The 19,547-nt window shown below is 69.6% G+C and carries 21 protein-coding genes; 7 read left to right on the forward strand and 14 right to left on the reverse strand.

Annotated elements, in window-relative coordinates; genetic code table 11:
* Window positions 1-119 precede the first annotated feature (119 nt).
* Complete coding sequence (gene mnmE, locus P6166_RS01695) at window positions 120-1,460, forward strand: tRNA uridine-5-carboxymethylaminomethyl(34) synthesis GTPase MnmE (RefSeq protein ID WP_277762797.1); 1,341 nt, start codon at window positions 120-122, stop codon at window positions 1,458-1,460.
* A 58-nt stretch (window positions 1,461-1,518) separates the two neighbouring features.
* Here the strand turns inward: mnmE and P6166_RS01700 are convergent, their stop codons facing one another.
* The 3 genes from P6166_RS01700 to P6166_RS01710 all read right to left on the reverse strand — a co-directional run bounded on the left by P6166_RS01700 (window position 1,519) and on the right by P6166_RS01710 (window position 3,883).
* A complete protein-coding gene (locus tag P6166_RS01700) occupies window positions 1,519-1,980 on the reverse strand; it encodes an SRPBCC domain-containing protein (protein WP_277762798.1) in 462 nt (153 codons plus the stop codon).
* 73 nt (window positions 1,981-2,053) lie between these two features.
* Window positions 2,054-2,830, reverse strand: coding sequence for a rhomboid family intramembrane serine protease (locus P6166_RS01705; RefSeq protein ID WP_277762799.1), 777 nt, complete (start codon window positions 2,828-2,830; stop codon window positions 2,054-2,056).
* 96 nt (window positions 2,831-2,926) lie between these two features.
* Entirely contained in the window at window positions 2,927-3,883 is a 957-nt protein-coding gene (locus P6166_RS01710; protein ID WP_277762800.1) for a TerC family protein, read from the reverse strand.
* A gap of 266 nt (window positions 3,884-4,149) precedes the next feature.
* On the opposite strand from P6166_RS01710, the gene P6166_RS01715 reads away from it, so the two are divergent.
* Window positions 4,150-5,319: a class I SAM-dependent rRNA methyltransferase gene (locus P6166_RS01715; RefSeq protein WP_130316859.1), complete on the forward strand. Its 1,170-nt coding sequence runs from the start codon at window positions 4,150-4,152 to the stop codon at window positions 5,317-5,319.
* 61 nt (window positions 5,320-5,380) lie between these two features.
* Window positions 5,381-6,628, forward strand: coding sequence for a dipeptidase (locus P6166_RS01720; RefSeq protein WP_277762801.1), 1,248 nt, complete (start codon window positions 5,381-5,383; stop codon window positions 6,626-6,628).
* A 191-nt stretch (window positions 6,629-6,819) separates the two neighbouring features.
* Here P6166_RS01720 and P6166_RS01725 read toward each other — a convergent pair whose 3' ends face one another.
* The 4 genes from P6166_RS01725 to P6166_RS01740 all read right to left on the reverse strand — a co-directional run bounded on the left by P6166_RS01725 (window position 6,820) and on the right by P6166_RS01740 (window position 10,602).
* On the reverse strand, window positions 6,820-8,253 hold the full coding sequence (locus P6166_RS01725) for an amino acid permease (protein WP_277762802.1): 1,434 nt from the start codon (window positions 8,251-8,253) through the stop codon (window positions 6,820-6,822).
* An 85-nt stretch (window positions 8,254-8,338) separates the two neighbouring features.
* On the reverse strand, window positions 8,339-8,794 hold the full coding sequence (locus tag P6166_RS01730) for a GNAT family N-acetyltransferase (RefSeq protein WP_277762803.1): 456 nt from the start codon (window positions 8,792-8,794) through the stop codon (window positions 8,339-8,341).
* A gap of 213 nt (window positions 8,795-9,007) precedes the next feature.
* Window positions 9,008-9,628 (reverse strand): leucine efflux protein LeuE, encoded by a 621-nt coding sequence (leuE, locus tag P6166_RS01735; RefSeq protein ID WP_277762804.1) that lies wholly within the window; start codon window positions 9,626-9,628, stop codon window positions 9,008-9,010.
* Between the two features lie 50 nt (window positions 9,629-9,678).
* Window positions 9,679-10,602, reverse strand: coding sequence for a LysR family transcriptional regulator (locus P6166_RS01740; protein WP_277762805.1), 924 nt, complete (start codon window positions 10,600-10,602; stop codon window positions 9,679-9,681).
* Window positions 10,603-10,699: 97 nt separating this feature from the next.
* Here P6166_RS01740 and P6166_RS01745 point away from each other — a divergent pair, with 97 nt between their 5' ends.
* A complete protein-coding gene (locus P6166_RS01745) occupies window positions 10,700-11,707 on the forward strand; it encodes a zinc-binding alcohol dehydrogenase family protein (RefSeq protein ID WP_277762806.1) in 1,008 nt (335 codons plus the stop codon).
* An 8-nt stretch (window positions 11,708-11,715) separates the two neighbouring features.
* Window positions 11,716-12,381 carry an oxygen-insensitive NAD(P)H nitroreductase gene (gene nfsB, locus P6166_RS01750; protein WP_277762807.1) on the forward strand — a complete coding sequence of 222 codons (666 nt, stop codon included), beginning with the start codon at window positions 11,716-11,718 and terminating at the stop codon, window positions 12,379-12,381.
* Window positions 12,382-12,385: 4 nt separating this feature from the next.
* Here the strand turns inward: nfsB and P6166_RS01755 are convergent, their stop codons facing one another.
* The gene (locus tag P6166_RS01755) at window positions 12,386-13,009 is read right to left on the reverse strand and encodes a glutathione S-transferase (protein WP_277762808.1); all 624 of its coding nucleotides are present in this window, start codon (window positions 13,007-13,009) and stop codon (window positions 12,386-12,388) included.
* Window positions 13,010-13,085: 76 nt separating this feature from the next.
* On the opposite strand from P6166_RS01755, the gene rmuC reads away from it, so the two are divergent.
* Window positions 13,086-14,615, forward strand: coding sequence for a DNA recombination protein RmuC (gene rmuC / locus P6166_RS01760; RefSeq protein WP_277762809.1), 1,530 nt, complete (start codon window positions 13,086-13,088; stop codon window positions 14,613-14,615).
* A 114-nt stretch (window positions 14,616-14,729) separates the two neighbouring features.
* Entirely contained in the window at window positions 14,730-15,275 is a 546-nt protein-coding gene (locus P6166_RS01765; RefSeq protein WP_277762810.1) for a glutathione peroxidase, read from the forward strand.
* Between the two features lie 99 nt (window positions 15,276-15,374).
* Here the strand turns inward: P6166_RS01765 and P6166_RS01770 are convergent, their stop codons facing one another.
* From P6166_RS01770 to P6166_RS01795, 6 genes are read right to left on the reverse strand one after another with little or no spacing between them, the layout of a single operon-like run.
* The gene (locus P6166_RS01770) at window positions 15,375-16,403 is read right to left on the reverse strand and encodes a VacJ family lipoprotein (protein ID WP_277762811.1); all 1,029 of its coding nucleotides are present in this window, start codon (window positions 16,401-16,403) and stop codon (window positions 15,375-15,377) included.
* 1 nt (window position 16,404) lies between these two features.
* Entirely contained in the window at window positions 16,405-16,722 is a 318-nt protein-coding gene (locus P6166_RS01775; protein WP_277762812.1) for an STAS domain-containing protein, read from the reverse strand.
* Window positions 16,712-17,386, reverse strand: coding sequence for an ABC transporter substrate-binding protein (locus tag P6166_RS01780; protein WP_277762813.1), 675 nt, complete (start codon window positions 17,384-17,386; stop codon window positions 16,712-16,714). Before P6166_RS01780 ends, P6166_RS01775 begins: the two co-directional genes overlap by 11 nt.
* On the reverse strand, window positions 17,383-17,913 hold the full coding sequence (gene mlaD / locus P6166_RS01785; protein WP_277762814.1) for an outer membrane lipid asymmetry maintenance protein MlaD: 531 nt from the start codon (window positions 17,911-17,913) through the stop codon (window positions 17,383-17,385). Before mlaD ends, P6166_RS01780 begins: the two co-directional genes overlap by 4 nt.
* A 34-nt stretch (window positions 17,914-17,947) precedes the next feature.
* On the reverse strand, window positions 17,948-18,697 hold the full coding sequence (locus P6166_RS01790) for an MlaE family lipid ABC transporter permease subunit (RefSeq protein ID WP_057649047.1): 750 nt from the start codon (window positions 18,695-18,697) through the stop codon (window positions 17,948-17,950).
* Entirely contained in the window at window positions 18,697-19,494 is a 798-nt protein-coding gene (locus tag P6166_RS01795) for an ATP-binding cassette domain-containing protein (protein ID WP_277762815.1), read from the reverse strand. The genes P6166_RS01790 and P6166_RS01795 overlap by 1 nt, the downstream gene beginning before the upstream one ends.
* Window positions 19,495-19,547: the final 53 nt, after the last annotated feature.

Below are 19,547 nucleotides of genomic sequence, written 5' to 3' on the forward strand. Positions count from 1 at the left end.
AGGCCCGCCACCCGGCGGGCCTTCCGCTTTTGACGCACCCGGTATCTCCTTTTCCGCCCAGCATGCAGGCGGGCCACGCACGGCTGCTTCGCATGCTTTGGCCGCTGTAACCTGTCCCCATGGCGCAGACCGACACCATCGCCGCAATTGCCACCGCCGCCGGTGCCGGTGGCGTGGGCATCATCCGCCTGTCAGGCCCCCAGGCCGCGCGCATCGCGGCCGCGCTTGGCACGCCGCGCTTGCGGCCGCGCCACGCCCACTACGCGCGCTGGCGCGATGCGGGCGGTGAAGTGATCGACGACGGCCTCGCGTTGTGGTTCCCCGCGCCGAACAGCTTTACCGGTGAGGAGGTGGTCGAGTTGCAGGGCCATGGCGGTGCCGTGGTGCTGCGCCAGCTGCTTTCCCGTTGCATCGCGCTCGGTGCGCGCCAGGCGCGGCCGGGGGAATTCAGTGAACGCGCCTTCCTCAACGGCAAGCTCGATCTCGCCCAGGCCGAAGCCATCGCCGACCTCATCGCCGCCGGCGACACGCGCGCCGCGCGCGCAGCACGGCGTTCGCTCGACGGCGTGTTCTCGCGTCGCGTCGGGGAACTGGGCGAGCAGGTCACCGTGCTGCGCATCCACATCGAAGCGGCCATCGACTTCGCCGACGAACCGATCGAAACGCTGGGCGGCGCGCAAGTACGCGCCGGCCTGGCGGCCGCGCAGTCCACGCTGGCCGAGCTGCAGCGCGATGCCGAACGCGGCCGCAAGCTGCGCGATGGCTTGCACGCCGTGCTGATCGGGCCGCCGAACGCAGGCAAGAGTTCATTGCTCAACGCGCTGGCCGGCAGCGAACGCGCCATCGTCACCGACGTGGCCGGCACCACCCGCGACACGCTGCGCGAAACCATCCGTATCGACGGCCTGGAACTGACCCTGGTCGACACCGCGGGCTTGCGCGATAGCGGCGATGCGATCGAGCGCGAAGGCATGCGCCGAGCGCGTGCCGAATTGCAGCGTGCCGACCTCGCGCTGGTGGTGATCGACGCGCGCGATCCCGAGGCCGGCCACGCCGCCGTCGCGGCGGACGTGGCGCAGGTGCCGCGCACGCTGTGGATTCACAACAAGGCCGATCTGCTCGGCGATACGCCGGCCCCGGCGGCACCGAATGCCATCGCGGTATCCGCCGCGACCGGCGCGGGGCTCGCCCAACTGCATGAGCGCCTGGCGCAGATCGCCGGCGCCGATGCCGGCGAGAGCGTGGAGGGCGAGTTCACCGCACGCGCGCGGCATGTCGATGCCCTGGCGCGCAGCGGCGAACACCTTGCCGCCGCGCAGGCGCAACTCGACCACGAGCAGCTGGAGCTGGCCGCCGAGGAACTGCGCCTGGCGCACGACGCGCTCGGCGAGATCACCGGGCGGATGACCGCCGACGACCTGCTCGGGCGGATCTTCTCCAGTTTCTGCATCGGCAAATAGCGCGCGTGCCGCGCCCTCGCGCTGTCCGGCGAACGTGCACTCCCACTCCCGCTAACGATCAGCGGTACATGCCTTCGCGCAGGTTGATGCCGTACTCCAGCCACGCCTTCAACGCGCACAGCATCTGCGACCATCCCATGCAGTTGCCGTAAGACGCGCGAAAACCGGTATCGGTGCCGGCCCAGCCGCTCTCGCTGATTTCCACGCGCGTGCGACCATCGTCGGTGGCGTCGAAGGCGAACGTCACCCGCGTGCGGCGGGGTGCCTCGCCCTCGGGCACCGGTTCGTTGGAATCCCACTCCAGCACGATGCGCTCCGGCGGCGTGGCCTCGATCACCTGTACCGGGAACTCGCCCGGGAAATCGTGGAAATCCCACCACACCGTCGCGCCCGAGACGAGTCGCCCGCGGGCACCCCCCGTAGTGAAATAGCGCGCGAGCTGGTCAGGATCGGCGACTGCCTCGTAGACCCGTACGACGGGTTGGCCGATATGGCCGAAGACGCTGAATTGCGGTTCCATGGCATCCGTCCGCGTGCCGGGAGAGGCAGGGCGTCCAGTTCTAGTCCTTCCCTGGCCGGCGTGCAAACCGCGCTCAGTCCTGCGAGGGCTCGCGCGGACGGAAACGGATCACCACGCCATTCGGGTCCGGTGCGGGCTGCCACAGCACCGGCACCTCGCGCGGACGCGGCGGTTCCCTGCCGTCAGCATCCTCTTCCGGCGCGAGCGCATCCTCTTCTTCTTCGTCCTCCCAGCTATAGCGCTTGCGGGGCGGCAACGGATCCAGGTGCCGGAACAACAGCGCGCCGATCACGCCGGCCATCGCGCCGCCCATGTGGGACTGCCAGGAAATGCCGGGCTCGCGCGGCAGGATCGCCAGCAGCATGCCGCCGTAGAACAGGAACGCGATCATGCTCGTGGCAATGGCCGCGCGATCGCGGCGGATCAGCCCGAGCACGAACAGCAGGAACATCAATCCGTGGGTCACGCCGCTGGCGCCCAGGTGGAACGTGCCCACGTCGCCCAGCCACCACGCACCCAGGCCCGAGCCCAGCCACATCAGCGGCAGCGAGCGCAGCGTCGCCTTCGGGTACACGCTGCCGGCCAGCGTGCCGAGGATGAGGATCGCGAAGGCGTTGGCGCCGAGGTGTTCCAGCGACCCATGCAGCAGGGGCGCGGTGAGCAGGCCCCACAGGCCCACCCACTCGTGCGGGCGTACCGCGAACGGGCGCCAGTCGAAGCCGGCCTGGCTGGCGAGCACGGCCACCATCACCAGCACCGCGCCGAAGCTCAGGTTGAACGCGCGCACCACGCGGCCGCGCTGTTCGCGCGCCTCGGTGGCGGGATCGGAAGGAGGGAGCGAAAGGTCCATAAGCAGCGGATGGCGGCGCGGCCGACGATTGCAAGGCCCCGCGTCTCGGGAGAATGCAGCGGCCCGGCGGGACAATCCCGCCGGGCCGGCCGAATATCAAGACAGCTTGGGCTTGGCCGGGCGCACCAGGCTCAGCACCACGGTCGTGCCGATGATCAGCGCCACCGCCGCCAGCGAGACCCACACCGGCAGCTTCACCAGGTCGATGGCCAGCATCTTCACGCCGATGAAGACCAGCACCACCGCCAGGCCATACGGCAACAGGTGGAAGCGGTCGGCCATGCCGGCGAGCAGGAAGAACATCGCGCGCAGGCCCAGCACCGCGAACACGTTGGAGGTCAGCACGATGAACGGGTCGGTGGTGATGGCGAAAATCGCCGGGATGCTGTCCACCGCGAAGATCACGTCGGTGACCGCGATCAGGATCAGCACCACGAACAGCGGCGTGAACCAGCGCACGCCTTGCTTCTGCACCGTCAGGCGGTTGCCGTCGTACTGCGGGCTGATGCGCAGATGGCCGCGCATCCAGCGCAACACCGGGTTGGCCTCCAGGTCCGGTTCCTTGCCGGCGGAGAACCACATTTTGATGCCGGTCAGCAGCAGGAACGCGCCGAACACGTAGAGCAGCCAGTGGAACTTGGTCAGCAGCACCGCGCCGGCGAAGATCATGATCGCGCGCAGCACGATGGCGCCCAGCACGCCGATCACCAGCACGCGCTGGCGCTGCTCCTCGGGCACGGCGAAATAGGTCATCACCATCAGGAACACGAAGATGTTGTCCACCGCCAGCGACTTCTCCACCAGGTAACCGGTGAGGAATTCCAGGCCGATGCGGTTGGCCAGCACGCTGCCGGCGGTTTCGTGCAGGTACCACCACAGGCCGGCGTTGAAGACCAGGGCCAGGGCGATCCAGCCGACGCTCCACCACAACGCTTCCTTGAAGGTGACCTTGTGCGGGCCGCCGTGGCGCATGAGGACGAGGTCGGCCAGGAGCGCCACGATCACGACGATCGCAAAGCCGCTCCAGAGCCAGATGTTGCCGATGGTTTGCATGAGAGAGTCCCGGTGAGAAAGTGAAAACGCCTCGAACCGGATGGTCGAGGCGCTGCACACGGAATCCTTCTCCGGGAATACAGACCTTCGCCATCGCGGCGAAGGTCTCGCTCACAGCCGGCGAACCGGCTGCCGTTGCACCGGAGCCGGCGGCCGAATGGCCTGGGCTCGAATTGACGGCGACAACGCTTGGGAGCTACTCCCCTTCTTGGCGGCCATTCTGCCGACAGCCGGGGAGGGCGTCAAACCGCCGGTACAATAGGCGGATGAATACCCCCAACCCCGTCGTACGCCTCAAGAACGCCTGGCGCTCCAGCCACCCGTGGATCTTCCAGAAGCTGGTGGAGAAGCCGGCCGCCCGGCCCAAGCCGGGCAGCATCGTCGAAGTGGTCGGCGTGGATGGGGAATGGATCGGCCGCGGTTTCTACAACGGCCATTCACGTATCGCCGTGCGCATCCTGGAAACCCGGCAGGAAGTGCCGGTGGACGCCGGCTGGTTCTCGCGGAAGATCGCCGAGGCCGTGGAGCTGCGCCGTGACGTGCTGAAGCTGGACCAGGTCTCCGACGCCTGGCGCGTGGTCCACAGCGAAGGCGACGGCCTGTCCGGCCTGGTCGTGGATCGCTATGGCGACCTGGTGGTGGTCGAGTTCTTCGCCGCCGGCATGTTCCGCCACCGCGAATGGATCTACGAGGCGCTGCGCGAGCAGTTCCCGGGCTGCCGCTTCCACAGTTTCGCCGACGAGCACGTGCAGAAGCAGGAGAGCTTCGATTTCCACAACACCACCGGCACCGAGGCAGCGGTGATCACCGAGCACGGCATCCGCTTCCGCGCAGATCCGGCCGGGGCCCACAAGACCGGCTTCTTCGCCGACCAGCGCGAGAACCGGCAGTGGCTGAGCGAGCAGGTGGCGGGCAAGTCCGTGCTCGACCTGTGCTGCAACACCGGCGGCTTTGCCGTGTACGCCGCCGCGCGCGGCGCCGAGGAAGTGCTCGGCGTGGACATCGACCAGGACGTCATCCAGATCGCCAAGGGCAACGCCAAGCTCAACAACGTGCGGCCCAAGTTCGTGCAGGCCGACATCTTCCCGTGGCTGCGCGATGCCGCCAACCGCGGCGAGCAGTACGACGTGGTGATCCTCGATCCGGCCAAGATGACCCGCGACCGCGACCAGGTCATCACCGCGCTGAAGAAGTACCTGGACATGAACAAGCTCGCGCTGGGCGTGGTGAAGCCCGGCGGCCTGTTCGCCACGTTCTCCTGCACCGGCCTGGTGTCCGAGCAGGAGTTCCTGGACATGCTGCGCCGCGCCTCGTTCTACTCCGGCCGCACGATCCAGATCCTCAAGGTCGCCGGAGCCGGCCCGGATCATCCGTTCATGGCCCACGTGCAGGAATCGCGCTACCTCAAGGCGGTGTTCTGCCGGGTGCTCGACTGAAGCACTGGCCGCGCGCCCTCCCGGGCGCTAGGGTGCGGTGAGTCTTCCAAGGCGAGATCCGATGAAGCGTCGCACCCTGCCGTTGCTGGTTTCCCTGTTGCTCGCGTGGCCGCTCTCGGCGGCCGCGGTCGATTTCAGCGCCGAGGAGCTGGCGCGCGCCAAGGCCCTGCAGCAGCGCCTGCTCACCCTCGATACCCACCTCGATACGCCCGCCAACCTGCCCCGCGAAGGGTTCGACATCCTGCAGCGGCACAGCGGCAGCGCGGTATCGGAGGTGGACTATCCGCGCATGGTCGAAGGCGCGCTGGACGGCGGTTTCTGGGCGATCTACACCGGCCAGGGCGACCGCAGCGAAGCCGCGCACCTGCGCGACCGCGATGCGGGGCTGGAACGCTTGCTCGACATCCGCGCGATGATCGCCGCACACCCGGACCGCTTCGGCCTGGCGCTGACCGCCGACGATGCCCGGCGCGTCAAGGACAGCGGCCGGCGCGTGGTGTTCATCAGCATGGAGAACGCCAGCCCGCTGGTGGCCGACCCCAGCCTGCTCAGCTTCTACCAGCGCGCGGGCCTGCGCATGCTCAGCCTGGCGCACTTCAAGAACAACGAATTCGCCGATTCGGCAACCGACCCCAAGGGGCCGGAGTGGAAGGGCCTGAGCCCGGCGGGCCGCCGGTTGGTCGAGGACGCCAACACGCGCGGCATCCTGATCGACGAGTCGCATGCCTCCGATGCGGTGTTCGACGATCTGCTCGTCGCCTCCAAGGTGCCTTTCATCCTCTCGCACAGTGGTGCGCGCGCGGTGTTTGACCACCCGCGCAACCTCGACGACGCGCGCCTGCGCAAGCTCGCGGCGAAAGGCGGAGTGATCCAGGTAAACGCCTATGGCGGCTACCTCACCGAGATCCAGAAGTCGCCCGAGCGGCAGGCCGCGGAGCAGGCCCTGGAAGCGCGCTTCGGCGAGTACGACGCCATGAGCATGGCGCAGGCACAGGCCTATGGCGACGCGTTGAAGGCGCTGGATGCGCGCTATCCGGTGAAGCAGGCCACGCTGGACGACTTCTTCGCCCACCTTCGCCACATCCTCGACCTCGTCGGGCCGGAACACACCGGCATCGGCATGGATTGGGATGGCGGCGGCGGTGTGCAGGGCATGGAGGACGTCAGCCAGCTGCCGAAGATCACCGCGTGGCTGCTGCGGCGTGGGTACAGCGAAAAGCAGATCGCCGATATCTGGGGCGGCAACGTGATGCGCGTGCTGCGGCAGGCCGAGGACTACGCGAAGAAGCGGGGCGGCGCTGCGCCCTGAGCGCCGCCGTGATGCCCGAACCGGATCAGATCGGATCGTTGCAGGAGCGGCTTCAGCCGCGACGCGGTGACGATCCGGGCCCAGGCATCCATCGGTGCAAGTAGCCACCGGTCGCGCCTGGAGCCGCGCGCACGGGTCGCGCGCGCATTGCCCCACGCGCCACCGGCCCATGCCGGCGGCGCGCCGAGTCCTCAGCCCTGCCTGGCCAGCACCGCACGGCCGCGGCTGTAGAGCACGTACACCACCAGTCCGAACACATTCCACGCGGCGAACCACAACTGCGTGCGCGTGGGCAGGCTCCAGAACAGGTAGATGCAGCCAACGATCGCCAGCGGCCCCACGAGCCACGCCAGCGGCGTGCGGAACTTGCGCTCGCGGTTCGGCTCGCGCTTGCGCAGCACCAGCAGGCACGCCGCCACCGCAGTGAACGCGGCCAGCGTGCCGGCGTTGGCCAGTGCGGCGATCTCGTCCAGGCGCGCCACGCCCGCCAGCGCCGCCACCAGCACCGCGGTGAACACGGTGATCGTCACCGGCGTGCCGGTGCGCGGGCTGACCTTGGACAGGCCGCGCGGCAGCAAGCCATCGCGCGACATCACGAAGAAGATGCGGCTCTGCCCGTAGAAGAACGCCAGCAACACGGTCGGCAAGGCAATGATCGCCACCACGCCGATGGCCAGCGCCGCGGTGCCATGGCCCAGCTCGCGCATGATCAACGCCAGCGGCTCGGCGCTCTTGGCGAACACGGTGAAGCTCATCGCGCCCACCGCGGCCAGTGCGACCAGCACGTAGATGATCGTGCAGCCGATCATCGAGCCGACGATGCCGATCGACAGGTCGCGCCCGGGATTCTTGGTTTCCTCGGCCGCGGTGGAGATCGCATCGAAGCCATAGAAGGCGAAGAAGATGATGGCCGCGGCGGCCATCACGCCACGCTCCACGCCATCCGGGCCCACCGCCTTGGAGAAGCCGTACGGCATGAACGGATGCAGGTTATCGGCATTGAACGCCGGCAGCGCCACGGCGATGAAGATGCCCAGCGCGATGAGCTTGAACACCACCAGGAACGCGTTGATCGTCGCGCTCTCGCGGGTGCCGGCGATCAGCGCGCCGGCGACCACGAAGGTGATCACCACCGCCGGCAGGTTGACGATGCCACCCGCGTGCGGGCCGGCGGCCAGTGCCGCGGGAAGCGTCACGTTCCAACCGGTCTGCTGCTGCACCCATTGCAGGAAGCCGACGAAATAGCCCGACCAGCCCACCGCCACCGTGCTGACGACCAGCGAGTACTCCAGGATCAGGCTCCAGCCCACCACCCAGGCGATGGTCTCGCCCAGGGCCGCGTAGCTATAGGTATAGGCGCTGCCGGCGGCGGGCATCATCGTGGCCATCTCGGCATAGGCCAACGCCGCGCAGGCGCAGACGATGCCTGCGGCCACGAACGACAGCAGCACGGCCGGGCCGGCCTTGTCCGCGCCCACGCCGATCAGCGTGTAGATACCGGTACCGACGATCGCGCCGATGCCCAGGGCGACCAGATGCGGCCAACTCAGGGTAGGGACCAGCCGCCGCCCTTCCTCGTGGACGGTGACCAGATCCAATGGCTTGCGCCGGAGCCAGGACTGCATGCGGACCTCGTGGATGCGTAAGGAAACCCCGAGTTTCGCCGAACGCGGTGCAGCAAAGCCACGCCCGGAAGTACCCCCTTGCCGGTCAGAGGCGCAGGGTCATGAACACGCTGTGCGGATCGTCGGTGTAATCGCCGAACGGGCCGCAGGCTGTGAAGCCGGCGCGTTCGTAGAGCCGGTGGGCCGGGAAGAACGGCGCGCTCGCCCCCGTTTCCAGCCACAGTTGCCGGTAGCCGCCCGCCCGCGCCGTCGCCAGCAGGTGCGCCAGCATCGCGCTGCCCACGCCCTGGTTGCGGTGCGCGTTGGAGGTGCGCATCGACTTCAATTCGCCGTGGCCCTGCCCCAGGTCGCGCAGCGCGCCGCAGCCCACCGCCTCCTCGCCGATCCACGCCGACCAGAAGCGCACGTCCCCCGCCCGCAGGCCGGAGAGGTCGAGCGCGTGCACGCTTTCGGCCGGGGTGATCGCCTGCATGTCGCGCAGGTGCGCTTCGAGCAGGCCGATCACCGCGGGATGGTCGAGGTCGCCGGGACGGATCTCCATGCCCGCAGTATGCCGTGGGGTGATCCGCCCCACATCCATCTTCGAATTTGATTTGTCGCATATCGCGGGAATGTCACGCGGCCTACAGTGACCCCACTGCAGGAACACGGGTGTCGCAACGCGGCAGCGGCCTGCAGACCACTCAGGACCGGCGTTAGCCGGACCACCCGGGGGGCCGCTCGTGGGGGGCGGCCCCCCACTTTTTTGGGCGAATCAGCCCGCGCCCAGCCGCGCACCGAAGCCGATCAAGCCCACGCCCGCGCAGCGCCGCAGCCACACGCCGGTCCGCGGGTGCTGCGCCAGCCTGCGCGCCATCGCGTGGCCAATGAAGATCAGCATCGAGCAGTACGCCACCCCGAGCAGGGCGATCAGCGCGGCCATCGTGGCGAATGTCGCCAGGCCCTGATGCCGCGCCGGGTCGATGAACAACGGGAAGAACGCCATGTAGAAGATGATCGCCTTCGGGTTGAGCAGCGTGATCAACACACCCTGGCGGAAGTAGTGCCCGGGACGCAGCGTGATGTGGCTGGCGCCGCGCGCCTGCGGGGTGCGCAACAGCCCGATGCCGACCCACACCAAGTACGCCGCCCCCAGGTACTGCACGCCGCGGAACAACAGGGGGTTGGCCTGCAGCAACGCGGCCACGCCGGCCACCGCCAGCCACATCAGGACCTGGTCGCCCACCAGCAGCCCGGCCAGCGCGGTGTAGCCGCCGCGGATGCCGCTACGCCCACTGGCGGTCAACAGGGTGAACGTGCCGGGGCCGGGCAATGCCAGGAACACCAGCACCGCGGCCACGAAAGCGCCTACATCCTGGATGCCCATCCACGGCATGACGCCGGTTCCACGTGCGAGAGGGGCGCCATTGTCCGGCACCGCGGGGTTCAAGGCGAGCGCAGATGGCGCTGCAATCTGGCCGCGCGAGCCGCGCAGCGTTCGGCGAGGAAGGCGTGCAATTCGCGCACCACCGCCGAGAACTGCTTGCGATGCGGGCACGCCAGTTGCAGGGGCAGCGATTCGCCGTGCTGCGGGAACAGCGGCACCAGCCGGCCCGCGTCCACGTCGTCGCTCACGTCCAGCCAGGACTTGTAGGTGATGCCCTCGCCGGCCACGGCCCAGCGTCGCACCACCTCGGCGTCGTCGCAGACCAGCGTGCCGCGTACCGTCACCACCTGCCGGCGCCCGTCGACCTGGAACGCCCAACGGTCATGCGCGCGCCGGCCCAGCTGGTAGAGCAGGCAATCATGCTCGCGCAGCGCATCCAGCGACGCCGGCGTGCCGCGCCGCGCCAGGTAGGACGGCGCAGCCACCAGCACGCGGCGATTCTCGCTGGCCAAGGGCAGCGCCACGTAGTCCGCGTCGTCGAGCCGCCCGAGCCGGATCGCCACGTCCACCGGATCGCGGAACAGGTCGGCGACCTGGTCGGACAGCAGCAAGCGCCACTCCAGCCGCGGATGCAGTTGCCGGAACTCCGCCAGCCAGCCCAGCAGCGCGTGCCGCCCCAGGTCCGACGGCGCGGCGATCTGCAGGCGGCCCTGCAGCGCCGACTCGGCGCCGTGCAAGGCTTCCTCGCCTTCGCGCAGCGTTGCCAGCACCGATTGCGCATAGGGCAAGTAGCGCTCGCCCTCGGCGCTGAGCCGCAGGCTGCGCGTGGTGCGCGCGAACAGGCGCAGGTCCAGCGTGTGCTCCAGCCGCGCCACCGCTGCGCTCACCTGTCCTGGCGTCTGCCCGGTTTCGCGCGCGGTGGCGGAAAAGCTGCCCAGCGCCGCGGTACGCACGAACAGGGCGAGATCTTCGAGGCGGATCATTTTCCCTTCCGGGAAGAAAGTGTTGACCGATTTTGCCGCTTTCCGGGAATCCGGCGCCAGCGCAGGATGCCTGCTCCTTTCCCCGCCACCGGATGCCATGAAAGCCATCGCCTATCTCCAGCACGGCCTGCCCGCGGAAGATCCGCGCGCGCTGCAGGACATCGAACTGCCCCAGCCGCAGCCCGGCCCGCGCGACCTGCGCGTGCGCGTCCAGGCCATCGCGGTCAACCCGGCCGACACCAAGGTCCGCATGAATTCCCCCACCGAAGGCCCGCGCGTGCTGGGCTGGGATGCGGTCGGCGTGGTGGACGCGGTGGGCAGCGAGGTCACCTTGTTCCGCCCCGGCGAGACCGTCTGGTTCGCTGGCGCGATCAACCGCCCGGGCAGCTATGCCGAATACACGCTGGTCGACGAGCGCATCGCGGCGGTGGCCCCCCGCACCCTGTCCGCCGCCGAGGCCGCCGCGCTTCCCCTGACCGCGATCACCGCGTGGGAACTGCTGTTCGACCGCCTCGGCGTGCCCGAAGGCGGCGGCGCCGGGCAAACGCTGCTGGTCATGGGGGCGGCCGGCGGCGTGGGTTCGATCCTGGTCCAGCTGGCGCGAAGGCTCACCGGGCTGACGGTGGTCGGCACCGCTTCGCGGCCCGAAACGCGCGAGTGGGTGCTGGCGCAGGGCGCGCACCATGTCATCGATCACCACGCGCCCTTGGCGCCGCAGTTGCAGGCCCTGGGCATCGAGGCCGTCACCCACGTCGCCAGCCTGACCCACACCGAGCAGCACTACGCGCAGCTGGTCGAGGTGCTGGCGCCGCAGGGCCACCTCGCCCTCATCGACGACCCGGCCACGCTGGACGCCGTGCCGCTCAAGCGCAAGTCGCTGTCGCTGCACTGGGAATTCATGTTCACCCGGCCGCTGTTCGGCACGCCGGACATGCAGGCCCAGCACGACCTGCTGCGGCGGGTGGCCGACCTGGTGGAGCAGGGCGTGCTCAAGACCACCCTGGGCGAGCACTACGGCCGCATCGACGCCGCCAACCTGCGCCGCGCCCACGCTGCGCTGGAAGCGCACGGCGCGCGCGGCAAGATCGTGCTGGAGGGCTTCTGAGCATGGACATGTCCATCACCCGCACGCCTGGGCAGATCGCCCGCGCCCGCTACACCACCAAGGCCTACGACCCCGCGCGCCCGCTGACCGCCACCCAGGTCGAAGAACTGCTGGACGTGCTGTACCTCTCGCCCTCGTCCATCAACTCCCAGCCGTGGCACTTCCTCATCGCCGCCGACGCGCAGGCGCGTGCGCGCGTCGCTGAAGGCACGCAAGGCGCTTACGCCTACAACGCACCCAAGGTTCGCGGCGCATCGCTGGTCCTGGTGCTGGCGGCCCGCCGCGAGATGACCGACGACCATATCGCCGCCGTGCTCGACCAGGAGCAGGCCGATGGCCGCTTCGCCAGCGAGGAGGCGCGGGCGCAACGCGCGCAGAGCTGCGCCGGGTTCGTCGAGCTGCATCGGTCGCAGCTGCACGACGCCCGCCACTGGATGGAGAAGCAGGTCTACCTGGCGCTGGGCGGGCTGCTGTTTGCCGCCGGCGCGATGGGGATCGACGCCACGCCGATGGAAGGCTTCGACCCGGCGGTGCTGGACAACGCGCTCGGCCTGCCGGCGCAGGGACTGGGCAGCGTGGTGCTGGTGGCGCTCGGCCATCGCGGGGCGGGTGACTTCAACGCTACGTTGCCCAAGTCGCGCCTGCCGCGCGGCCAGGTCTTCACCTGGCTGTAGCGTCTCAAGGCAGGCCGTTGTCGCCATGCCGGCGGAAGGCTTCGCGCGCCTGCAAGCGCGCGAAGTAGTCCGCCACCGCCGGCAGGGTGGCATGTTCGATGGGCGTCTGCCGCCAACGCTGCACCGACAGGCCGACCACCACGTCGGCCAGCGTGAAGTCGGCACCGGCGACGTAGGCGCCGGTGGCCACCAGCCGCGCATCCAGGATGCCCATCAGGCGGTTCCATTGGGCGACGCTCTCGGCGAGGGCGGCCGGGTCCGCATGCCGTGGGCTGTGCCGCACCCGCGCCATGAAGGCGTAACGCCACGCGGTGTTGAGCTCGGTCGCCTGCCAGTCCATCCACTGCTCCACCCGCGCTCGCGCCGGCGGCGCAGCCGGGAGCAGGTCTTCGCGCCGCGCGCTCCCGGCCAGGTAGCGGCAGATGGTGTTGGACTCCCACAGCACGACATCGCCGTCGCGCAGCACCGGCACCAGCGCATTCGGGTTCAGCGCGCGGAACGGGGGCGTGTCGGGGGAGGCGAAACCGCTGCCGACGTCGTGGCGCCGGTAGTCCAGGCCGAGCTCGTCCAGCGTCCATAGCACCTTGCGCACGTTGATCGAGGACGCCTTGCCGAACAGTTCGAGCATGGTGGGGACACCCGGAAAGCAGCCGCCAGCTTAGCGCCGACGCAGCCGGTGAGACGCAGCCGGCTACACTGTGCCCATGTCCGCCGAAACCCTCGTTCTTGCCGGCCTGCTTTGCGCAGTCATCGCGCTGCAGCTGGCCGCACTGTTCCGCCGCCCGTCCCATGGCCCCCTCGAACAGACCCTGCGCGAGGAACAGCGCCAGGGCCGTGGCGAACTGCGCGAGCAGCTGGCCGATCTCTCCACCCGCACCGAGCAGCGCCTGGACCAGCTACGCGACACGCTCGGCGAAGAAGCCCGTCGCGCCCGCGAAGAAGGCGGCCAAGCGCAACAGCGTGCCGCCGAGATGCAGGCCCAGCGGCTGGGGGAGGTGCGCGCGCAGCTCGAACACTTCGGCCAGCAGCAGGAGGCGCGCATCCATGCATTCGGCCAGCAGCTGGCCGAATTCACCGCGCGTACCGACACCCAGCTGCAGGCGCTGCGCCAGTCGCTGGCCGAGGATGCGCGCACCGGGCGCGTGGAAGGCGCGCAGTCCCAGCAGCGTTTCGCCGAACAGCTCGGCCAGCGGTTGTCCGAGCTGACCCAGCGCAACGAACAGCGCATTGCCGAGATGCGCGCCACGCTCGACCAGCAGTTGCAGTCCCTGCAGGCCGACAACGCCGCCAAGCTGGAACAGATGCGCGCCACCGTGGACGAGAAGTTGCAGACCACGCTCAACACCCGCCTGGACGCTTCGTTCAAGCTGGTGTCCGAGCGGCTGGAACAGGTGCAGCGCGGGCTGGGCGAGATGCAGCAACTGGCCACCGGCGTGGGCGACCTCAAGCGCGTGCTGACCAACGTCAAGACGCGCGGCGGCTGGGGCGAGGTGCAGCTGGACAACATCCTCGAGCAGACCTTGATCCAGGAGCAGTACGCGCGCAGCGTGCGCGTGCGCCCCGATAGCGCCGAAGCGGTGGATTTCGCCATCCGCCTGCCCGGCCGCGCCCAGGACGATGCGCCGGTATGGCTGCCGATCGACTGCAAGTTCCCGCGCGAGGACTACGAGCGCCTGCTCGATGCGCAGGAGCAGGGCGACCAGGAACTGGTGCTATCCACCGGCACCCAGCTGGAGCGGGCGATCCGCATCCAGGCCAAGTCGATCGGCGACAAGTACATCGTGCCGCCGCACACCACCGATTTCGCCGTGATGTTCCTGCCCACCGAAGGCCTGTACGCGGAAGTCATCCGTCGCCCCGGGCTGGTGGACCTTCTGCAGCGCGAGCACCGCGTGGTGATCGCTGGCCCGACCACGGTCACCGCCCTGCTCAACAGCCTGCAGATGGGCTTCCGCACGCTGGCCATCGAGAAGCGCTCCAGCGAGGTGTGGAGCCTGCTGGGTGCGGTGAAGAGCGAGTTCGGCAAGTTCGCCGGCATCCTGGAAAAGGCCGAGAAGCAGATCGCCACCGTCGGCAAGAGCCTGGGCGAGGCCGGCCGCAAGACCCGCACCATCGAGCGCCGCCTGCGCGGCGTGGAATCGTTGTCGGTGGAGGACTCGCGCGAACTGTTCGAAGACGCCGCACTCGACGCGCTCGGCGCGCCCGAGATCGAGCACGGCGACGATTCCGACTGATTTTTGACCTCCCTGCTGGCCTTCTGTGCCAGGGCGTGCCCGCGGCCGACCGCCCCGCGGGCGCGCTGGCGTTTCCCCCCGCGCGGCACCCCGCAACGAGGAGCAGTTTTCCGCATGGCCACGTCGCTCTACGACATCCCCCTGAACACCATCGATGGCCAGCCGGCCCAGCTCGGCGACTACCGCGGCAAGGTGCTGCTGGTGGTCAACGTCGCCTCCAAGTGCGGCCTCACCCCGCAGTACGAGGGCCTGGAGCAGCTGTATCGCGCCAAGCGCGAGGCGGGCCTGGAAGTGCTCGGCTTCCCGGCCAACGACTTCAAGGGCCAGGAGCCCGGCAGCGACGCGGAAATCCAGCAGTTCTGCCAGCTCACCTACGACGTGAGCTTCCCGATGTTCTCCAAGATCGAAGTCACCGGCGCCGGCACGCACCCGCTGTACCGCGCGCTGATCGCCGCGCAGCCCGAGTCCGTGGGCGATGCGGCCATGCGCCAGCAGCTGGTGGGCTACGGCATCGACCCGAATCCCGCGCCCGGCGTGGTGTGGAATTTCGAGAAGTTCCTGGTCGGCCGCGACGGCGAGGTGATCGCGCGCTTCGCGCCGAACACCAAGCCCGACGACGCCGGCCTGCTGGCCGCGATCGACCGCGCACTGGCGGCCTGAGCCGGCGCGCGGTTTCAGACGCCACCGCATCGCGCCGCACCGCGGCGCAAAAGAAAAGGCCCGGGGAGACCCGGGCCTTTTCGCATGCCTTGGCGGCGCTCAGTTGCCGAAGTTGGGGATCGGCATCGCATCCACCGGCACGGTGGTATCCCGGCCGTCGTCCTGCGCGTCGCGGCTGCCGCGGCGATCGCTCTGGATCTGGTAGTTGCGCCGCTGCAGCCACGCATCGCGGGTCAGCGCGTACTCGTCCACCGCCTGGTCGCGCAGCGCGTCCACCGCCAGCAGCTGCGAGCGGGTGTTGACCAGCTGCAGGCCCTGCAGGCCGAAACGCACGGCGCTGTCGTCCACCTGGCGCAGCGGCGAGAGCGGCGCATCGCCGGCCAGGCCGAAGGTATCGCGCACGGTGCGCGGGCCGAACAGCGGCAGCTCGAAATAGCGCGAGTTGCTCCAGCCCCACACGCCCAGCGTCTGGCCGAAGTCCTCGGTGCGGCGCGGAATCTTCGCCGCGCTGGCCGGGTCCATCAGGCCGCCGATGCCCAGCGTGGAGTTCATCACGAAGCGGCCGAGCGTCTGCAACGCGAACACCGGGTGGCCCTGCAGCAGCTGGTTGACCATCGTCAGCGGCGAACGCAGGTTCTCGAAGAAGTTGCTCACGCCCAGGCGCACCGGCTGCGGGGTGACGTTGACGTAGGCGTTCGCCAGCGGGCGGGCGATGCCGCGGTCGATGGCCAGGTTGAAGCGGTGCATCTTGCGGTTGTAGCCCTCCCATGGGTCGTAGGCGGCCGCGTTGGCACCCCCGCTCGCGGCCGTGTCGCCGGCCGCCGGCGCGGGGCCGCCGTACAGCGCCGCGAAATCGTCTTCGGCCTGCGTCGGGGCCGCCGAAGAGGGGCCGGCGTCCGTGGCCGGCGGCACCGATGCGCTCGCCGCGGTGTCTTCCACCGGGGCGGTGGGCGGCGCGTTGTCCGCGGGCGGCGGCGGGGGCGCGGCGTCGGCGGCGGGCGTCGGAGGGACGGCCGTCGCAGGCACCGGCGTGCCGGGCGAGGGCGCGGACGCAGTGCGGGAACCCTGGCTGGCACAGGCCGCCAGCAGGACGATCGCGGCAAGAAGCGGAAGGCGAAGGACGTTCATGTCAGCTCGCGACAGGCGGAGGGGACGCCTGGAAATCCAGAGAAGGGGTCAAACGATACGCGGCGATCAGCTCGGCCAGCCCGGCGGGTTCGCCCAGCAGCGCCGGCTCGCCGCCGCTCGCGCGCAGGCGCGCGGCCAGCTCGGCCAACAATGCCACGCCCGCGCTGTCCACGCGCTCGACGCCGCGCAGGTCCAACGTGCGCACGCCGGCCAGCGACGTGCTGGCGGAGGGCCACAGCGCGGTGGCCGCGGCACGGTCGAGCGCGCCGGTCAGCACCAGCGCATCGCCGTTACGACGCAGGGCGGCGTTACTTGCCACTGCTCTTGCCGCCCGCCTGCTGGCCGGCCTGCAAGGTGCCGTCGCGCAGTTCCTTGGCGACCTCGGCGATGCCCTTCTGGCGCAGCGGGGCGTCGAACTGGGTCTTGAAGGTCTGCACGTAGGAAATGCCTTCGATGCGCACATCGAAGATCTTCCAGACGCCATCCACATTGCGCATCAGGTAGTCCACCGGCGTGGGGTCGTTGCCCGGGCGCAGCAATTCGGTCGCCACCACTACGCCGCGGTTGCCCGGCAGCGCGCTCTCGGACTTGCCGCGGAAAGTCGGCTTGCCCTCGAACTCCAGCAGCGCATCGCCGTAGCGCTGCATCAGGTTGTCGGCCATCGCATCGGCGAACAGCTTGATGTCCGCGTCCGAGGCGCCGCGGCCGTGCAGGCCCAGCACCAGGCGGGCGGCGTAGTCGCGGTCGAAGGACTTGTTGAGCTCGCCGTCGATGAACTGGCGCAGCGCGGTCGGGTTCTTGCGGAACTCGGCGCGGCGCTGTTCCAGCGTGGTCAGGATGCGCGTGCTGGTGTCGATCACGGTGCGGGTGGCCGCGCCGTTGGAGGTGGCGGCCGCGGCCGGCGCGTTCTGCGCCAGGGCCAGGGCGGGGGTGGCCGCGGCCAGGGCGACGGCCAGGAGGGAGGTGGTCAGTCGGATCTTCATGGTTGCGGTTCCGTGGAGGCGGGGGATGGGGTGGCGTCTTCGGGCGCGGCTTTCTCGCCGCCGCCGGTGCCGCCACCGCTGAACATGTACTTGCCGACCAGCTGGAGCAGGTCCACCGCCGGCTGGGTGAAGGCGATTTCCTCGCCGGGCTTGAGCACGTCCGGGTCGCCGCCCGGCTGCAGGCCGATATAGCTCTCGCCCAGCAGGCCACTGGTGAAGATGCCCGCCGAGGTATCGGCCGGCAGGTCCTTGTAGCGGTCGTCCAGCGCCAGCGTCACCACCGACTCGAAGGTCTTCGGGTCCAGGCTGATGTCCGACACGCGGCCGACATTGACGCCGCCGATGCGCACCGGCGCCTGCGGGCGCAGCTGGCCGATCTGGGTGAAGCGCGCCATCAACGTGTATTCGCTGTGGCCAAAGCCCAGGCGCTGGTTGGTGGAGGCCACCGCCAGCACCAGCAGCGAGGCCAAGGTCAGCAGCAGGAACGCGCCAACGGAAAATTCGAGTCTGGGTCCACGCATGGCCATTACAGTCCTGACAGGTCGGGAGCCTTCCGCATGCTCATTGGAACAGCATCGCGGAAAGGACGAAGTTGAACATCAGCACCAGCAGCGAGGCGTTCACCACCGCGCGGGTGGTCGCCACCGAGGTACCTTCGATGGTGGGTTCGGCATGGAAACCGACGTAGGCGGCCACCAGCGCGGCGGTGCCGCCGAAGATCGCCGACTTGAGCAGCGCCACGCCGAAGTCGTCCCATAGGTCGACGCTGCCGCGCAGCCCGGACCAGAACGTGCCGTTGTCGATGCCCAGCACGTGCACCGCCTCGAAGTAGCCGCCGCTGATCGCCAGCGAGCAGAACACCGCGGTGAGCAACGGCACCGTGAGCACGGCGGCCCAGAAGCGCGGCGCCACCGCCTTGGCCACCGGGTCGATGGCCATCAGCTCCAGCGCCTTGATCTGGTCGGTGGCGCGCATCAGGCCCAGCTCGGCGGCGATCGAGCTGCCGGCGCGGCCGATGAACAGCAGCGCGGTCAGCACCGGCGCCAGCTCGCGGTACAGCGACAGGCCCAGCAGCGTGGACAGCGCGTCGGACGCGCCGTACGTGGTGAGCGTGCGATAACCCTGCAGGGTCAGCACCAGCCCCACGAAGGCACCGCCCACCGCGATGATCGGCAGCGAGCGCGCGCCCACCTTGTAGATCTCGCGCGTCAGCTCGGCGAAGAAGTCCGCCGTGGGCACCGAACGGCGCAGCACGCTCAGCGAGAACAGGCCGGCGCGGCCCAGCGACTGGATGGAGGACACGACGGGCATCAGGCGGCGCTCCGCTGGGGCGTGCGCGGCACGGCGTCGAAGGGGATCGGACCATCCGGCTGGCCGTGCAGGAACTGCAGCACCAGCGGGTCGGTACTCTCGCGCAACTGCGCGGGCGTGCCGGCGAAGACGATGCCGCCATTGGCGATCACCACCGCCTGGTCGCAGATCGGCAAGGTCTCGTGGACGTGGTGGCTCACGATCACGCTGGTCAGGCCCAGGCTCTCGTTGAGGCGGTGGATCAGGCTCATGATCACGCCGCTGGCGATCGGGTCCAGCCCGGTCAGCGGTTCGTCGTAGATCATCAGCGGCGGGTCCAGCGCCAGCGCGCGGGCCAGCGCCACGCGCCGGGCCATGCCGCCGGACAGCTCGCGCGGCCACGCATCGGCGGTGGCCAGCAGGCCGACCGCCTGCAGCTTCATCTCCACCAGGCGGCGCAGCACCGGCGCCGGCAGCCGGGTATGCGTGCGCAGCGGCAGCGCCACGTTCTCGGCCACGGTGAGGTCGGTGAGCAGCCCATTGCCCTGCAGCAGCACGCCGATGTTGCGGCGCATCTGCAGCAGCGCACGCGAATCGCGCGGCACCGGCTCGCCGAACAGGCGCAGGCTGCCGGCCACCGGGTGCAGCTCGCCAGTGAGCGCAGCCAGCAGCGTCGACTTGCCGCTGCCCGAGGGGCCCAGCACCGCCGTGATGCTGCCGCGCGGCACGTCGAGCGAAACGTCGCGCAGGATCGCCCGGCCGCCACGATCGATGCGCACACCGGACAACTGGACGACAGGGGTATCGTTCACCGACATTTCTTGGACACAGGGATTCGCGGAAGAATTGGTCGCGGCGGCTGAACTTAACC

The organism is Stenotrophomonas sp. HITSZ_GD, assembly GCF_029543105.1.
Classification (GTDB): domain Bacteria; phylum Pseudomonadota; class Gammaproteobacteria; order Xanthomonadales; family Xanthomonadaceae; genus Stenotrophomonas_A.

Excerpts from the sequence above, each read along its gene's own strand:
- mnmE (WP_277762797.1), top strand. The coding sequence starts at position 120 with ATGGCGCAGACCGACACCATCGCCGCAATTGCCACCGCCGCCGGTGCC.
- P6166_RS01700 (WP_277762798.1), bottom strand. The coding sequence starts at position 1,980 with ATGGAACCGCAATTCAGCGTCTTCGGCCATATCGGCCAACCCGTCGTA.
- P6166_RS01705 (WP_277762799.1), bottom strand. The coding sequence starts at position 2,830 with ATGGACCTTTCGCTCCCTCCTTCCGATCCCGCCACCGAGGCGCGCGAA.
- P6166_RS01710 (WP_277762800.1), bottom strand. The coding sequence starts at position 3,883 with ATGCAAACCATCGGCAACATCTGGCTCTGGAGCGGCTTTGCGATCGTC.
- P6166_RS01715 (WP_130316859.1), top strand. The coding sequence starts at position 4,150 with ATGAATACCCCCAACCCCGTCGTACGCCTCAAGAACGCCTGGCGCTCC.
- P6166_RS01720 (WP_277762801.1), top strand. The coding sequence starts at position 5,381 with ATGAAGCGTCGCACCCTGCCGTTGCTGGTTTCCCTGTTGCTCGCGTGG.
- P6166_RS01725 (WP_277762802.1), bottom strand. The coding sequence starts at position 8,253 with ATGCAGTCCTGGCTCCGGCGCAAGCCATTGGATCTGGTCACCGTCCAC.
- P6166_RS01730 (WP_277762803.1), bottom strand. The coding sequence starts at position 8,794 with ATGGAGATCCGTCCCGGCGACCTCGACCATCCCGCGGTGATCGGCCTG.
- leuE (WP_277762804.1), bottom strand. The coding sequence starts at position 9,628 with ATGCCGTGGATGGGCATCCAGGATGTAGGCGCTTTCGTGGCCGCGGTG.
- P6166_RS01740 (WP_277762805.1), bottom strand. The coding sequence starts at position 10,602 with ATGATCCGCCTCGAAGATCTCGCCCTGTTCGTGCGTACCGCGGCGCTG.
- P6166_RS01745 (WP_277762806.1), top strand. The coding sequence starts at position 10,700 with ATGAAAGCCATCGCCTATCTCCAGCACGGCCTGCCCGCGGAAGATCCG.
- nfsB (WP_277762807.1), top strand. The coding sequence starts at position 11,716 with ATGTCCATCACCCGCACGCCTGGGCAGATCGCCCGCGCCCGCTACACC.
- P6166_RS01755 (WP_277762808.1), bottom strand. The coding sequence starts at position 13,009 with ATGCTCGAACTGTTCGGCAAGGCGTCCTCGATCAACGTGCGCAAGGTG.
- rmuC (WP_277762809.1), top strand. The coding sequence starts at position 13,086 with ATGTCCGCCGAAACCCTCGTTCTTGCCGGCCTGCTTTGCGCAGTCATC.
- P6166_RS01765 (WP_277762810.1), top strand. The coding sequence starts at position 14,730 with ATGGCCACGTCGCTCTACGACATCCCCCTGAACACCATCGATGGCCAG.
- P6166_RS01770 (WP_277762811.1), bottom strand. The coding sequence starts at position 16,403 with ATGAACGTCCTTCGCCTTCCGCTTCTTGCCGCGATCGTCCTGCTGGCG.
- P6166_RS01780 (WP_277762813.1), bottom strand. The coding sequence starts at position 17,386 with ATGAAGATCCGACTGACCACCTCCCTCCTGGCCGTCGCCCTGGCCGCG.
- mlaD (WP_277762814.1), bottom strand. The coding sequence starts at position 17,913 with ATGGCCATGCGTGGACCCAGACTCGAATTTTCCGTTGGCGCGTTCCTG.
- P6166_RS01790 (WP_057649047.1), bottom strand. The coding sequence starts at position 18,697 with ATGCCCGTCGTGTCCTCCATCCAGTCGCTGGGCCGCGCCGGCCTGTTC.
- P6166_RS01795 (WP_277762815.1), bottom strand. The coding sequence starts at position 19,494 with ATGTCGGTGAACGATACCCCTGTCGTCCAGTTGTCCGGTGTGCGCATC.